Source organism: Stagnihabitans tardus, from assembly GCF_009925085.1.
Taxonomy (GTDB): domain Bacteria; phylum Pseudomonadota; class Alphaproteobacteria; order Rhodobacterales; family Rhodobacteraceae; genus Stagnihabitans; species Stagnihabitans tardus.
In genome coordinates, this window is the sequence record NZ_JAABNR010000001.1 from 351,396 (window position 1) to 366,231 (window position 14,836).

General features: G+C 66.0%; 13 protein-coding genes. 3 read left to right on the forward strand and 10 right to left on the reverse strand.

All coding sequences use genetic code 11. The features are described 5' to 3' along the window. Positions 1–11: 11 nt before the first annotated feature. The 3 genes from GV832_RS01550 to GV832_RS01560 form a co-directional block, all read right to left on the reverse strand. On the reverse strand, positions 12–473 hold the full coding sequence (locus GV832_RS01550; protein WP_168773041.1) for an invasion associated locus B family protein: 462 nt from the start codon (positions 471–473) through the stop codon (positions 12–14). Next, entirely contained in the window at positions 473–2,197 is a 1,725-nt protein-coding gene (locus GV832_RS01555; protein WP_168773042.1) for a ShlB/FhaC/HecB family hemolysin secretion/activation protein, read from the reverse strand. The genes GV832_RS01550 and GV832_RS01555 overlap by 1 nt, the downstream gene beginning before the upstream one ends. A 174-nt stretch (positions 2,198–2,371) precedes the next feature. Further along, entirely contained in the window at positions 2,372–3,589 is a 1,218-nt protein-coding gene (locus GV832_RS01560; RefSeq protein ID WP_168773043.1) for an acyl-CoA dehydrogenase, read from the reverse strand. An 87-nt stretch (positions 3,590–3,676) separates the two neighbouring features. Between GV832_RS01560 and GV832_RS01565 the strand changes: the two genes are divergently transcribed. Both GV832_RS01565 and GV832_RS01570 read left to right on the forward strand, forming a co-directional pair. Continuing rightward, positions 3,677–4,546: a LysR family transcriptional regulator gene (locus GV832_RS01565; protein ID WP_168773044.1), complete on the forward strand. Its 870-nt coding sequence runs from the start codon at positions 3,677–3,679 to the stop codon at positions 4,544–4,546. A gap of 262 nt (positions 4,547–4,808) precedes the next feature. After that, positions 4,809–6,185: an NAD(P)/FAD-dependent oxidoreductase gene (locus GV832_RS01570; RefSeq protein ID WP_168773045.1), complete on the forward strand. Its 1,377-nt coding sequence runs from the start codon at positions 4,809–4,811 to the stop codon at positions 6,183–6,185. A gap of 370 nt (positions 6,186–6,555) precedes the next feature. Here the strand turns inward: GV832_RS01570 and GV832_RS01575 are convergent, their stop codons facing one another. From GV832_RS01575 to yajC, 4 genes are read right to left on the reverse strand one after another with little or no spacing between them, the layout of a single operon-like run. After that, positions 6,556–6,912, reverse strand: coding sequence for an Mth938-like domain-containing protein (locus tag GV832_RS01575; protein ID WP_168773046.1), 357 nt, complete (start codon positions 6,910–6,912; stop codon positions 6,556–6,558). Positions 6,913–6,952: 40 nt separating this feature from the next. After that, positions 6,953–7,927: a protein translocase subunit SecF gene (secF, locus tag GV832_RS01580; protein ID WP_168773047.1), complete on the reverse strand. Its 975-nt coding sequence runs from the start codon at positions 7,925–7,927 to the stop codon at positions 6,953–6,955. 3 nt (positions 7,928–7,930) lie between these two features. Next, positions 7,931–9,598, reverse strand: a complete 1,668-nt coding sequence (gene secD, locus GV832_RS01585) for a protein translocase subunit SecD (protein WP_168773048.1) — start codon at positions 9,596–9,598, stop codon at positions 7,931–7,933. 3 nt (positions 9,599–9,601) lie between these two features. Beyond that, positions 9,602–9,874: a preprotein translocase subunit YajC gene (yajC, locus tag GV832_RS01590; RefSeq protein ID WP_168773126.1), complete on the reverse strand. Its 273-nt coding sequence runs from the start codon at positions 9,872–9,874 to the stop codon at positions 9,602–9,604. A gap of 260 nt (positions 9,875–10,134) precedes the next feature. On the opposite strand from yajC, the gene serS reads away from it, so the two are divergent. Beyond that, the gene (gene serS / locus GV832_RS01595) at positions 10,135–11,427 is read left to right on the forward strand and encodes a serine--tRNA ligase (protein ID WP_168773049.1); all 1,293 of its coding nucleotides are present in this window, start codon (positions 10,135–10,137) and stop codon (positions 11,425–11,427) included. Between the two features lie 415 nt (positions 11,428–11,842). On the opposite strand, the gene tdh is transcribed toward serS, so the two are convergent. From tdh to GV832_RS01610, 3 genes are all read right to left on the reverse strand, one after another. Next, positions 11,843–12,868: an L-threonine 3-dehydrogenase gene (gene tdh, locus GV832_RS01600; protein ID WP_168773050.1), complete on the reverse strand. Its 1,026-nt coding sequence runs from the start codon at positions 12,866–12,868 to the stop codon at positions 11,843–11,845. Further along, positions 12,868–14,067, reverse strand: a complete 1,200-nt coding sequence (locus GV832_RS01605; RefSeq protein WP_168773051.1) for a glycine C-acetyltransferase — start codon at positions 14,065–14,067, stop codon at positions 12,868–12,870. The genes tdh and GV832_RS01605 overlap by 1 nt, the downstream gene beginning before the upstream one ends. 141 nt (positions 14,068–14,208) lie before the next feature. Further along, complete coding sequence (locus GV832_RS01610; RefSeq protein WP_168773052.1) at positions 14,209–14,766, reverse strand: helix-turn-helix domain-containing protein; 558 nt, start codon at positions 14,764–14,766, stop codon at positions 14,209–14,211. Positions 14,767–14,836 lie beyond the last annotated feature (70 nt).

The following is a 14,836-nucleotide window of genomic DNA, read 5'->3' on the forward strand; positions in this document are numbered from 1 at the left end:
TCGTCCCCCGTCTATTTCAATGACTTGACCGCATCGCCGAACCCTTTCAGCGACACGGGAACCTCGATGGTCTTGCCCGCCTCGGGGCCAAGCGCCACGAAACGGACCACGACCTCTTCAAGCTTGGCCGTCATCTGCTTGACCGTGGCAGGCTCCAGCACCGCCTCGGCCAGGCAGCCCGCAGCCACGCAGGTCTTCCAGCGCAGCGCAGTCGGCGGATCAGTCCGAACCTCGGGCGCGGCGGTCAGATCGACGCCCAAGGGCAGTTGCAAACGCAGGCTCTGCCCCGACGCGAACGACATGGACAACAGCGGGCGAAGCTGGCCGTCCTGGCCCTTGACGTTCAGCCTTGTCACGGCCTCACAGGCCGGCCCCTGGCAAACCACCGTCCAATTGTCATAGGTCGCCGTGGTCTGCTGCGGGGTCTCGGCCCAGGCGGGCGCGGCCAGAAGAAAGAGAGCCAGGGCCCGCATCAGAACCTCGCGATCAGGCGCAGCGCGACCGAGACATCGCCGGCCTCGACCGATCCGGCGTCGTTCAGGGCATTGGCCAGCGTGAGGGAAGCCTCCCAATCCTCGCCCACCGAAAGGGTCCCGCCAAGGCCGATGCCCGCCAGATGCGCCGAAGCGGTCGTCGCCGTCGCCGCCGCAAAGCCCCAGTCGGCGAAGAGCTGCGGGCGCAACTGCCCGGTCTTGCCCCCGATGGGCACATCGATCGGCGTCAGGCGGTATTCGACCGAAGCACTGACGGCCGATTGGCTGGAGACCGCATTGGCGCCATAGCCCCGCACCGTGCTGTCGCCGCCAAGACCCAGCTGCTCCAGTGGATGCAGGTCGCCCGGCGCATATTGCCCCGCGAGCCGCAGTGCGACCTGCGCCCCGCCCTCCAGGCTGATCTCCTGGCCGATGCGGAACTTGGCATAGCTGAAATCGCTGTCCGTGGCGCCCTCTTGCCGCCCGGTCACCAATGACAGGTCGAAGTCGCCATGGGTGGGCCGCCCGAAGAGCCGCCCGTTCAACGACGACCGCAGGCCCAGCGTCACCCGCGTCAGGCGGCTGGCCTCGGTCGCAAAGATCGCCCCGCCGAAATACTGGCGGCGGCTGTAGTCGTCCTGGCCGAGGCCCAGGTAAAGCTCGGGCACCAAGGCCCAGGTGCCGGATTTGCGCGGCAGGGGGAAGGAGAGCTCGAACGTCGCCCCATCCGTCGTGGTGCCGGTGGAAAACACCGCATCGGGCTCGGCAAAGCTGGAGACATGGGTCAAGCCCGCCGTGGCCTTGAAGCGAAAGCCGCTGTCCAGGGTCACCGGGACGAAATAGCTAAGCCCGTGGCTGACATAGCCCTTGGTGCCCTCGGTGTCCCAGAACCCGCCCGAACCGGGCGCCATGTTGATCTGGTAGGAGAGCTGCTGGTCCTTCCAGGGCAGGGCCGAGACGTTGAACCCGCCAAAGACCCGCACCGCGCCCGTGCCATCGGCCCCGGCATTCGAGGCGCCGACATAGGCCGACCAGGGCCTTTTGGACTGGACTTGCAGGGTCAGCCGCGTGCCATCGGCGGTCTGGCCGGGCTCGAAGGCCACGGCGACCTTGCGGAAAGGGTTCAGGTTCAGCCAGGTCACATCGTCCATCAGCTTGGCCGTATCGACCTCTTCGCCCGGACGCAGACGGATCTGGCGCGCGACATGATCGCCGTCGGTCGCATCGCCAGCGAGGACCGGGGGCGCCTCGAGCCGGAAAGTGTTGACGTTGACCTGCAGGATGCCCGTGGTGATCTCTTGCGGCGGCACGGTGACCAGGACCAGCGAGCGGCCATTCTCGCGGTAATGCGCGGTGACGGCGGCTGTGATCTCGGAGATCAGCTTGTAGGACAGGGGCTGGCCCAGGAAGGGCGCCAGTTTCGGCGCAATGCCCTGCGCCGTGGCCCCGGCCTGGGAGATATCGACCCCCGGCCCGGTCTTGGCCCGGGCCGCGCCGTTTTCATGGGCATCGACCAGCATGACCCCGGAAAGCCCCACGCCGAAAGGCGTCGCATCGGTCGAGCCCTGCAAGAGCGCCCCGGCATCCAGCCGCGCGGTGCCAATGCCATGCAGGATCGGCGCGGGGTGTTTCTCGACCGCCTGGGCCAGGGCCAAGGGCGCCCAGAGGATCAGGGCACCGCTGGCCAAAAGCCGTTTGCGATAAAGGCGTGCTCGCGCGGTCATCTGAACTCTCCAACCGGTCACATCACGGGCGGGCCCGCGCCTGACATGATTAACGAGGGAAAGGGCCTGCGACAACCAAAGCCTTGCGCGGCGCCGAAGAAAAACCCTTGGCCGCAAAGGAAAAGGCCCGCCCCCGGGCTGGGAGCGGGCCTATTGTTTCGGGGGCGGCGTCAATCAGAAGAAAGCCTGCACACCGGTGATGGCGCGGCCCAGGATCAGGGCATGGACGTCATGGGTGCCCTCATAGGTGTTGACCGTCTCGAGGTTCACCATGTGGCGCATGATCTGGAAGTCTTCCTGGATGCCGTTGCCGCCATGCATGTCACGCGAGAGCCGCGCGGCATCCAGCGCCTTGCCGCAGTTGTTGCGCTTGATGATCGAGATCATCTCGGGCGCGGCTTGCGCCTGGTCCATCAGGCGGCCCACCTGCAGGGCGGCCTGGAGGCCAAGCGAGATTTCGGTCATCATATTGGCAAGCTTCAGCTGGTAAAGCTGCATCCCCGCCAGGGGCTTGCCGAATTGCTTGCGGTCCAGCCCATAGTTGCGCGCGGCATGCAGGCAGAACTCCGCCGCGCCCATGACGCCCCAGGCGATGCCATAGCGCGCCCGGTTGAGACAGCCAAACGGCCCTTTCAGCCCCTCGACATGGGGCAAAAGCGCGTCTTCGCCGACTTCCACATTGTCCATGACGATCTCGCCGGTGATCGAGGCGCGCAAGGACAGCTTGCCGCCCACTTTCGGCGCCGACAGGCCCTTCATCCCCTTCTCCAGGACAAAGCCCTTGATCTTGCCGCCATGGGCTTCCGACTTGGCCCAGACGACGAAGACATCGGCGATCGGCGCGTTGGAGATCCACATCTTGGCGCCGTTCAGGACATAGCCATTGGCGGTCTTCTTGGCCGTGGTCTTCATGCCGGCGGGGTCCGATCCGGCATCCGGTTCCGTCAGGCCAAAGCAGCCGATCCACTCGCCCGACGAGAGCTTGGGCAGGTATTTGCGGCGCTGTTCCTCGGTGCCATAGGCATAGATCGGATACATGACGAGCGAGGACTGCACCGACATCATGGAGCGATAGCCCGAATCGACCCGCTCGACCTCGCGGGCGATCAGGCCGTAAGCCACGTAAGAGGCGCCGAGCCCGCCGTATTCCTCGGGGATCGTGGCGCCCAGGAGGCCCATCTCGCCCATCTCGCGGAAGATTTCCGGGTCGGTCGTCTCATTGGCATAGGCCTTGATGACGCGGGGTTGCAGCTTGTCCTGGGCATAGGCGCGGGCGGCCTCGCCCAGCATGCGCTCTTCCTCGGTCAGCTGGTCGGCCAGGCGGAAGGGATCGGTCCAGTCGAACTTGCCCAGATCGGGGGCGTCTTTGGCTTTCAGGGTCGGACGGGTCATGGCTGCACCTCATGGATTTTCCTGACTTTGCCATGAAAGCCTGCTAGCTTCCAACGAAACCTTCTCCATCTCCCATGAGGAAAACTCATGCTTCCCCGCCGCTATCTGCCCTCCCTGCCCTCACTTCTGGCGCTGGAGGCGCTGGACCGCCTCGGCACGGCCTCGGCCGCCGGGGCGGAGCTGAACCTGACGCAATCGGCGGTGTCGCATCAGTTGACCACGCTGGAGGCGCAATTGGGGGTGCCCCTCCTGATCCGCGAAAAAGGCCGCCTGAGCCTGACGCCTGCCGCGCAGGATTTCGTGGCCGAGGCCCGGGCGGCCCTGGCCCGGATCGCCCAGGCCTCGCTGACCTTGCGGGCCAATCCGGGCGGTGGGACGCTGTCCCTTGCCATCCTGCCCGCCTTCGGCATGCGCTGGCTGGCGCCGAGGCTCGCGGGCTTCGCCAAGGCCCACCCGGAGGTGACGGTGAACTTGAGCACCCGGCTGAAGCCCTTCGACTTCACTGACGCGCCCTTCGATGCCGCGATCCACTACGGCCGCGAGGATTGGCCGGGTGCGGCCTATCTGAAGCTGATGGAGGAAAAGATCCTCGCCGTCGCGGCGCCGAGCTATCGGACTGAGACCCCGGACCAGGTCCTGACCCTGCCGCTCTTGCAGCTGGAAAGCCGGTCAGGTGATTGGCACCGCTGGTTCGCCCATCACGGGATGCCGGGCCAGCGCCCCCCCGCCATGCTCTTCGACCAATTCGCCACGATGCAGCAGGCCGCGATCCATGGCATGGGGGCAGCGCTTCTGCCCCTGTTCCTGATCGAGGAGGACCTGGCCTCGGGACGCCTGAGGCCGCTTTTCGGCCCCGCCATCCCGGCGGCAGGCAGCTATTACCTCGTCTGGCCGAAAGACCGCCCGCCCCGCGCGCCGCTATCCTCTTTCACCGCCTGGCTTGGTGACGCACGCTGATCCAAAGGAGCGGCTGACGCCGCAAGCCTTTGCCTCGCCTGCGGGCATGCGCCCTCCGGCTCAAAGCGCCTCCGGCGGGGATATTTCGGAAAAGATGAAATACAGGGCAGGCAGCGCGCGCGGGGTTTCCTTCTTTTCATTCATCTTTTCATAAATATCCCGGGGGGAGCGAAGCGGGGGGCAGCGCCCCCCTCCCCGCTTGCCTTTGATCAAATCCCGCCCCAAGCTGGCGCAGAGCCTTCTGGCCCAAAGAGGTGCAGACATGAAAATCGGAGACGTTTCCTTCTGGTATGCCGATATCGGCCTGCCCGAAACCCGCAGGCCCGCCCTGCCCGGCGATATCTCGGCCGATGTGGCGATCATAGGGGCGGGCTTCACCGGGCTTTGGGCGGCCTGGTATTTGATGCGCGAGGCGCCGGGGCTGAAGGTCGTGGTGCTGGAGCGGGAATTCGCGGGCTTTGGCGCCTCGGGGCGCAATGGCGGCTGGTGCATGGGGACGCTGGCCTGGGACCATGACCGCTATGCCGCGACCCATGGGCAGGACGGGGTGCTGGACATGGCCCGGCACCTGGAGGGCACGGTGGACGAGATCATCGGCACCTGTGCGGATCAAAACATCGATGCCGATATCCTGCGCACCGAGATCCTGATGTTCGCCCAGAACAAGGCCCAGATGGCGCGGTTGAAGGAGAGCGTCGCACATCAGGCGAAATGGGGCCAGGCGTATCGGACGCGGGAATTGACGGCGGAACAGGTGGCGCAGCGGATCTCGATCCCCGGGGCCTTGGGCGGCATGGCGATTTCAGGCGTGGCCAGGGTGCAGCCAGCGAAACTGGTGCGGGGCCTGGCCGAAGCCGTCGAACGCGCGGGCGCGGTGATCTATGAGGACACCGCCGTGACCTCCTATGCCAAGGGCGAGGTGGTGACGGAAAAGGGCCGCGTCACGGCGCCGATCATCCTGCGCTGCACGGAAGGCTTCACCCCCGGCTTCCCGGGCTATGAGCGCGACTGGATCCCGCTGAACTCCGCCCAAATCGCCACGCCCGTCCTGCCGCCCGAGGTCTGGGCCAAGATCGGCTGGGACAATGCTGAGCTCGTCGAAGACGCCGCCAATGCCTATTGCTATTGCCAGAAGACCCGTGAGGGGCGCATCACCGTGGGCGCGCGCGGGGTGCCCTACAAGTTCGGCTCCAAGATGGACAGGAACGGCGAGCCCGATGCCGAGACGATCCGCCGCCTGACCGAGGTCCTGCACCGCCACTTCCCGGAGGCGGCCCCCTACGGCGTCGAGCACGCCTGGTGCGGCGTCATCGGCGTGCCGCGCGACTGGTGCGCGACGGTGGGGCTCGACCGCGACACGGGGCTCGGCTGGGCGGGAGGCTATGTCGGCGTTGGGGTCTCGACCGCCAACCTCGCGGGCCGGACCCTGGCCGACCTGGCGCTCGGCCGCGACACCGAGATCACGCGGCTGCCTTGGGTCAACCGCCGCGTCCGCAAATGGGAACGCGAGCCCTTCCGCTGGCTGGGCATCCACCTGATGTACAACCTTTTGCGCATCGCCGACCGCCGCGAGGATCGCCTGGGCATCCCGCCCTCGCGCTTTGCGGCCTTTGGCAATTGGCTGACAGGGCGGCATTGACGGAAAGCCCGGGGTTTCTGTCTGCCTCCCCGGACCCCACCGAGGATATTTGGGCCAATGTGAAAGGGAAAAGGGCGCGGGCGGAGAGGGAGCGGCCTCTTCCAGCGGGTGTGAGGCTGGCAAGCGCGAGACCTGAGGCTAGGGTTGTCCATCGCAGGCCTTGCCCAGAGGACATGACGCAGACCTTGGAACCGCAGCCTTGCATTGCACAGGGGCTCAGATAGGCCCCGGCAAGACGCCCCCCTTCCCTTTCACACTGGCCCAAATATCCCCGCCGGAGGCTGCGCCTGCAAGGCGCCCAAGCCGGTTGGCGCGTCAGCGCCAGAGGCGAGATGAAAGACTTGCGCCGCAGGCGCTCAATTTGGAACGCTCAGTCGACGGGCAGAAGGCAGGCCAGAATGCGGCGGCCTTCGGACAGAAGCACGTTATAGGTCCGGGCGGCGGCGGGGGAGGACATGACCTCGAGCCCGAGGCCCGCCTCTTCGAGGGCGGCGCGGAAGGCGGCCGGGGGATGGGCGATGTCGCGGCCCATGCCCAAAAGCACGACGTCGACCTTGTCGCGCAGCGCCAGCACCGCATCGGGGTCCGAAAGGCCGCCCCAGGGGCCGGCCTCCCAGGGCGTCACCAGAAGCGCGCCGCGCAGCACATGGCCGCCGACGCGGAAGAAGCCCGGCCCATAGCCCTCGATCGCCTGGGCGGTGCCGTAAGTGATCTCGTTCAGCTCCATCGCATTCTCCTGCGTAGCCCGGGGTATACCCCGGGGTCCTTCACGCGTCGATATTGGCGAATTCGTGATCGCCCTTGGCCCCGCCCTTGGGCTTTTCGCTGCGGTCCAGCCCGATGAACAGCACCAGGTTCTTGGCCACATAGACCGAGGAATAGGTGCCGAGGATGATCCCCGCAAAGATCGCGAAGCTGAAGCCGCGGATCACATCGCCGCCGAAGACCAGCATCGAGCCCACCGCCAGAAGCGTGGTCATCGCCGTGGCCAGGGTCCGGCCCAGCGTCTCATTCACCGAGAGGTTCATCACATCGCGCAAGGGCATGGTCTTGTATTTGATCAGGTTTTCCCGCAGCCGGTCGAAGACCACCACCGTATCGTTGATCGAATAGCCCAAGGTCGTGAGCAAAGCCGCCACGATGGTCAGGTCGAACTTCAGCTGGAAGACCGCGAAGATCCCCACCGTGATGATCACGTCATGCAAGAGCGCCACGACGCCGCCCACCGCGAACTGCCACTCGAACCGCATCCAGATATAGGCCAGGATCCCCAGCGAGGTCACCGCCACCGCCAGAAGCGAGGAGGTCACCAGCTCGCCCGAGACCTTGGGGCCCACGGTCTCCACCGAGATCACCTTCAGCGTGGGCTCCATCGCCACCAGCGCCGCGCGCACCGAGGCCAGTTGCGCCTCGGTCACCTGGTCGCCCTCTTCGGCCGAAAGCCGGATCGAGGCGACATGCTGGTCGGGCCCGAAGGCCGGGTCGAAGACCTCCGAGATCGCGACATCGCCGAGCCCCAGGCCCTCCAGCGCCGAACGATAGGCGCCGGTGTCGATGGAAACCGCGCTTTCGGTGCGCAGCGTCGTGCCGCCCTTGAAGTCGATGCCGTAGTTCAGCCCCATCACCGCCCAGGCGACGATGGACAGAACCATCAGCAGGGCCGAGCCCCCGAAGGTCAGCCACTGCGCCTTGAAGAAGTTGATATTGGTCTTTTCAGGGGCAAGCCGCAAACGCCAAGCCATGGGTCACACCACCAGAGTTTTGGGCTGTGCCCGGTTGTACCAAATTTCGATCAGGAGCCGCGTGACGTAAAGCGCGGTAAAGACCGAGGTGACGATGCCGATGGCCAGGGTCACGGCAAAGCCGCGCACCGGGCCAGAGCCGAAGTAGAAGAGCACCAGGGCCGTGATCATCGCCGTCACATTGGCGTCGACGATGGCGGACATGGCGCGCTCATAGCCCTGTTCGATGGCGCGGGCAGCGGATTTCGCCTGGCGCAGCTCCTCGCGGATCCGTTCATAGACCAGAACGTTGGCGTCGACCGCCGTGCCGATGGTCAAGACAAGCCCCGCGATGCCAGGAAGCGTCAGCGTGCCGCCGATCAAGGACAGGATGCCGAAGATCAGGCCGAGGTTGATCAGAAGCGCGATATTGGCGAAGACGCCGAAGAGACCATAGCTCGCCACCATGAAGACGCCCACCGCGATCAGGCCGATGACGGCGGCCGCGCGGCCCGCGTCGATCGAATCCTGGCCAAGCTCCGGGCCCACGGTCTTTTCCTCCAGGAACTTCATCCCCGCAGGCAGGGCGCCCGCGCGCAGAAGCACGGCGAGATTGGTCGATTCCTCGATGGTGAAAGAGCCCGTGATGATGCCCGATCCGCCGGTGATGGCCGATTGGATCGTGGGCGCCGAGATGACCGTGTTGTCCAGCATGATGGCGAAGGGTTCGCCGATATGGGCACCGGTATATTCACCGAACTTCCGCGCCCCCGTCGTGTCAAAGCGGAAAGAGACCGCAGGCTGGCCGTTCTGGTCGAAGGAGGGCTGCGAATCCACCAGGTTGTCGCCCGAGACCACCGGGGCCTCGTCGAGGATATAGTAAAGCCCCTCGCGCTCGGCATCCTTGACCACGATATTGCCGGGACCCGGGTTGGCCTCGGCGTCCTGGGTCGTGCCCACCACCGTGTTGAAAGTCAGCTTCGCCGTGGTCCCGATGATCGCCTTCAGCTCTTCAGCCGAGCCGATGCCGGGGACCTCGATCAGGATGCGGTCAGCCCCCTGGCGCTGGATCGAGGGTTCGCGCGTGCCGGCCGCATCGACGCGGCGGCGGATGATCTCCAAGGACTGCTGCATGGTCCGCGTGTCAGTCGCGGCCTTTTCGGCCTCCGACAGGACGATGGTGATCTCCGTCCCCGCCCCGCTGATCTCGTAGTTGGACGACCCCGCCCCGGTCAGCGACACGACCGGCGAGGCCAGGGGCTGCAGGGCCTCCAGCGCCGCTTGCATCCCTTCCGGGTTCGAAATCGCGATCTTCAAGACGCCATTCGGCGCCTGGGCCCGCTTGATGCCGCCGGTCTGGTCGCGCACGGCCTTGAGCGCGTCGCGCGCCTCGGGCCAGAGGCTGTCCATCCGCTGCTTGTAGACATCGGCCAGTTGCACTTCGGCCAGAAGATGCGCGCCCCCCCGCAGGTCGAGGCCAAGGTTCACCAGGCTGGACGGCAAAAGCGACGGCCAGGCCGCCAGCGCGGCCTCTTGCTCGGGCGTGGCCCCCCCACCGGACTTTTCGATCTCGCTCGCGGCGTCGTTATGGGTTTCGACCCGGGAATAGAACAGGTTGGGCATGGCGAGGTAAAGGCCCAGCACAACCGCGGCCCAGACGAGGACCCGTTTCCAGAGGGGGGTATGCAGCATGGTTTACGCCGCCGGCTCGGTCTTGGAGAGAACCTGGGTGATGGTCGACTTGATGACCTGGACCTTGACGCCCTGGGCGATCTCGATCTCGACCGTGTTGTCTTCGCCGACCTTGGTGACCTTTCCGAGGATGCCGCCACCGGTCACGACCTGGTCCCCGCGCCGCACGGCTTCGATCATCGCCTTCAGCTCGCGCATCTTCTTTTGCTGCGGACGGATCAGAAGGAAATACATGATGCCGAAGATCAGCACCATGGGCAGGAGGCCACCGATCATCGAGCCGGTGGAACCGGGGGCAGTCTGGGCATAGGCGGGAGAGACGAAGAGCTCTGTCAGGTTCATGTCATGGTCCTTTTGGGGGAGGCGCTCTCCCCTGATTTTGCGCCGCACCCTACAGATGGGAAGGGTCCGGCGCAAGGCAAGGGGCGAGAGGGCGGGTTTGGGGGCGCTGGCAGGCGCCTTTCCCCTTCACCAAGGGCCCTCTTTGCGGCATATGGGGGGCGGAACCCCGGGTTCCCTTGCTGAAAGGACAGACCATGCACGACATCCGCGCCATCCGTGAAAACCCCGCCGCTTTCGATGCGGCGCTCTCGCGTCGGGGCCTGTCGGGGATGTCGTCCGAAATCCTGGCGCTGGATGCGGATCGCCGGGCCAAGATCCTGGCGGCCGAAACCGCCACGGCCGAGGCCAATGCTCTGTCGAAGAAAGCGGGGGCGGCCAAGGCTGCCGGGGACAATGCGACCTTCGAGGCCATCCGCGCCGAGGTGGCGACCAAGAAGGCCTATATCGCCCAGCTGACCGCCGAGGCCGAGGATGAGGACGTGGCTTTGCGCGACATGCTCATGGCCATCCCGAACCTGCCGCTGGACGTCGTTCCCGATGGTGCCGACGAGGAGGCCAATGTCGAAATCCACCGCTGGGGCAACCCGCGCAATTTCGACTTCGCGCCGAAAGAGCATTTCGACATCGCAGGCGTCAAGCCCGGGATGGATTTCGAGACCGCCGCCAAGCTCTCGGGCGCGCGCTTCGTGGTGCTGAAGGGCGCGGTGATCCGCGTCCACCGCGCGCTCTCGCAGCTGATGCTGGACACCCATGTCGAAGAACATGGCCTGACCGAGACCTGGACCCCGGTCCTGGTCAAGGAGGACGCCATGTATGGCACCAACCAGCTGCCGAAGTTTGCGGAGGACAGCTACCAGACGACCAATGGCTGGTGGCTGATCCCGACCTCGGAAGTGACGCTGACCAATTCGGTGGCCGGGGATGTGCTGGAAGAGGCGGCGCTTCCGATCCGCATGACCGCCCATACCCAGTGCTTCCGCTCGGAGGCCGGGTCTTCGGGCAAGGACACGACGGGCATGCTGCGCCAGCACCAGTTCGAAAAGGTCGAGATGGTGACGATCTGCACCCCGGAAACCGCGCTCGACGAACAGGAACGCATGCGGCGCTGCGCCGAGGCGATCCTAGAGAAACTGGGCATCCCCTATCGCACCATCGTCCTGTGCACCGGCGACATGGGCTTTGGCGCGCAAAGGACCTTCGACCTCGAGGCCTGGCTGCCCGGCCAGAACAAGTTCCGCGAGATCTCGTCCGTGTCGACCTGCGGCCAGTTCCAGGCCCGCCGGATGAATGCGCGCTATCGTCCCGCAGGCGGCGGCAAACCGGAATACGTCGCGACGCTGAACGGGTCGGGCCTCGCCGTCGGCCGCTGCCTGATCGCGGTGCTGGAAAACGGCCAGCAGGCGGATGGGTCGGTGGAGCTGCCCGCCGCGCTGCACCCCTATCTCGGGGGCAAGACCCGGATCTCGGCGGAGGGCGCCCTGGTCTGAGCGGGTTTGCCGGTGGCAGGTCTGCGGGCTTGCGCCCTGGCCTGCCACCGGCGGTAGCGGGGGGCTTTCGCCCCCCGCACCCCCCAACCAAAGGGGAGCACGCTCCCCTTTGGAAACCCCGTGGATATTTGGGCCAGTATGAAAGACGCAGGGGTTTGCGCGAGGTCTGGCCTGATAGACAAAGCTGGAGGCTTCGTCGTCCAGAGCAGAATGAGTATTTCAGCCAAGTTGAAAGACCTCAGGGTGCGGCTGGCCGGGGCGCGGGCAACTGGGCCTCAGATCACTGGCGAGCGGATGACTGAGGCGCCGCTTCCCTTTCACATTTGCCCAAATATCCAAGCGCGGAGCGCAACTCCGAGCCGGTTGGCCGCAGGCCAGAGGCGAGATGAATGACTTGCGCGCTTGCGCGCTCCACTTAGCTCCAGTCCAGCACGACCTTGCCCGAGGCACCCGAGCGCATCACCTCGAAGCCCTTTTCGAAATCGACGGCCTTGAAGCGGTGCGTGATCACCTTGCGCACGTCCAGCCCGTTCTCCAGCATGGCGATCATCTTGTACCAGGTCTCGAAGATTTCCCGGCCATAGACCCCCTTGATCGTGATCGCCTTGAAGACGATCCGGCTCCAGTCGACCGGAGATTTCCCCGGCGGGATCCCCAGCATGGCGATCCGCCCGCCCATCACCAGGCTCTCGACCATCTGGTCGAGCGCCTGCTGGTTGCCGCTCATCTCCATGCCGACATCGAAGCCCTGGGCGAGTTTCAGCCGAGACTTCACCTCGGCCAGGTCCTCCTTGGCGACATTGACCGGCGTCACATCCGCCACCTGCCCCGCCAGCTCCAGCCGCGCCGGGTTGACGTCGGTGATCACCACATGCCGCGCCCCCACATGCCGCGCCACCGCCGCCGCCATGATGCCGATGGGGCCCGCCCCGGTGATCAGCACATCCTCGCCCACCAGGTCGAAGCTGAGCGCCGTATGGACCGCATTGCCCAAGGGGTCGAGGATCGCCCCGATGTCATCGTCAATCGAATCCGGCAAGGGCACGACATTGAAGGCAGGCAGCCGCAGGTATTCGGCAAAGGCACCGGGCTCGTTCACGCCAATCCCCCGCGTGGCCGGGTCGAGGTGAAAGCGCCCTGCCCGCGACTGACGCGAGAGCTTCCCGATCAAATGCCCCTCACCCGAGCAGCGTTGCCCGATTTCCAGCCCCTCGACGAGCGCGCCCTTGGCCACGATCTCTCCGGCAAACTCATGGCCCGTGACCAGCCCCACCGGAACCGTCCGCGCCGCCCAGTCGTCCCAGTTCCAGATATGGATATCCGTGCCGCAGATCCCGGTCTTTTTCACCTTGATCAGCACATCCTCGGGTCCGATCTCGGGGACCGAGCGTTCTTCCGCCCAAAGCCCGACCTCTGCCTTCGTCTTCGCCAGGACCTTCATCACAACACCCCCACGGCTTTGCCCGCCCGCCCGAATGCCGCCAGGCCGAAATCCAGATCCTCCCGCGTCAGGGCCGCATTCATCTGCGTCCGGATCCGTGCCTTGCCCCTCGGCACGACCGGGAAGAAGAAGGCCGAGACCATGACGCCCTCGGCATCCAGCTCCCGCGCGAAGGACTGTGCGAGAGGCGCATCCCCCAGCATCACCGGGACAATCGGATGCGATCCGGGCAGAAGCGAGAAGCCCAAGGCCTCCAGCCCCGCCCGCCAATAGGCCGCATTCTCCGAGAGCTGCGCGCGGCGGTCATCGGCGGCCTCGGCAATGTCGATGGCCGCCAGCGCCGCTCCAACCACCGCAGGCGGCAGGGCGTTCGAGAAAAGATAGGGCCGCGCCCTCTGGCGCAAAAGGTCGATCACCGGCTGAGCCCCGGCCACATAGCCTCCAAGCGCGCCGCCCAGGGCCTTGCCGAAGGTCCCGGTCAGGATATCGGCCGCAATCCCCGCCCGCGCGGGCGTCCCCCGCCCCTTGGGGCCCACGAAGCCCGTGGCGTGGCAATCATCCACCATCAAGAGCGCGCCATAGGCGTCGCACAAGCGCCGGACCGCGCCCAGATCGGCGAAATAGCCATCCATCGAGAAAACCCCGTCCGTCGCCACCATGACGAAGCGCGCCCCGCCCTCGCGCGCGGCCCGAAGCTGCGCCTCGAGGTCCGCCATATCCCCATTGGCAAAGCGGAACCGCCGCGCCTTGCAGAGCCTTATCCCGTCGATGATGCTCGCATGGTTCAGACTGTCGGAAATCACCGCATCCTCCTCGCCGAGAAGCGGCTCAAACACTGCCCCATTGGCATCGAAACAGGCGGCAAAGAGGATCGAATCCTCATGCCCCAGCCAGGCGGCCAGGCGCCGCTCCAGGGCCCGATGCAGGTCCGTCGTCCCGCAGATGAAGCGGACCGAGGCCATGCCGTAGCCATGGGACCGCGTCGCTGCCTCCGCCGCAGCCACCAGGCGCGGATCATCCGCCAGGCCAAGGTAATTGTTGGCGCAAAGGTTCAGCATCCTCCGGCCCGGTTCACCAGGGCGGGCCACGGTGACCCTGGCCCCTTGCGGAGAGGTGATCTCACGCTCGCGCTTCATCAGCCCCTCGGCCTCGATGCCCTTCAGCACCGCGCCGATATGATCCAGAAATTCATCCGCCATCACAGAACCTAATCCGTTTTGGCGGATATTACCCCGCCACGCCCCAAAGTCAAGATAGCGGAAAGATATCCGCCAAAACGGATATCGCTTTCATACTGGCTCAAATATCCCGGGGGTCCGGGGGCAGAGCCCCCGGCCTTGTCAGCTGTCCTGCACGATCAGAAAGGCACGCGCCGCGCCCTCTGCCCTGATCGCATGGGGGCGGTCGGCCGGGTAATGCGCCGTATCCCCCGGCCCCAAGACCTCGGCCTCATCGCCCGATTCCACCCGCAAGCGCCCCGAGATCACCGTCAGATGCTCGCGGCAGCCCGGCGAATGCGGGTCCGAGACCAGCTCTCCGCCTGCGTCGAAATCCAGGTCATAGACCTCGTGCTTGCCTGCCGCCTCCGGCGCCGAGAGGATGCGGATGCGGACCCCCACCCCATGCCCCGCGATGACCGGAGCCGCATCGGCCCGCACCACCCCGATCCCCGGCGCAACCTTGCCCTCCAAAAGCCCCGCGAAATCGACCTGCAAGGCCTGGGTCAGGTTCCAGAGCGTCGCCACGGTCGGAGAGCTCTCCCCCCGCTCGATCTGGCTGACCATCGACCGACTGACGCCCGACAGCTTGGCCACGGCGTCCAAAGACAGGCCGCGCGCCTTGCGGGCGTCACGCAAGGAGGCGGCGAGGCGGTCGTGGATGTCGGAACGCGGATTCATGGCGTGATCAAAGCCTCTGCGGCGGCAAAGGTCAACGCCGGGGGAGAGATCGGAGCCCGCCGCACGGGGA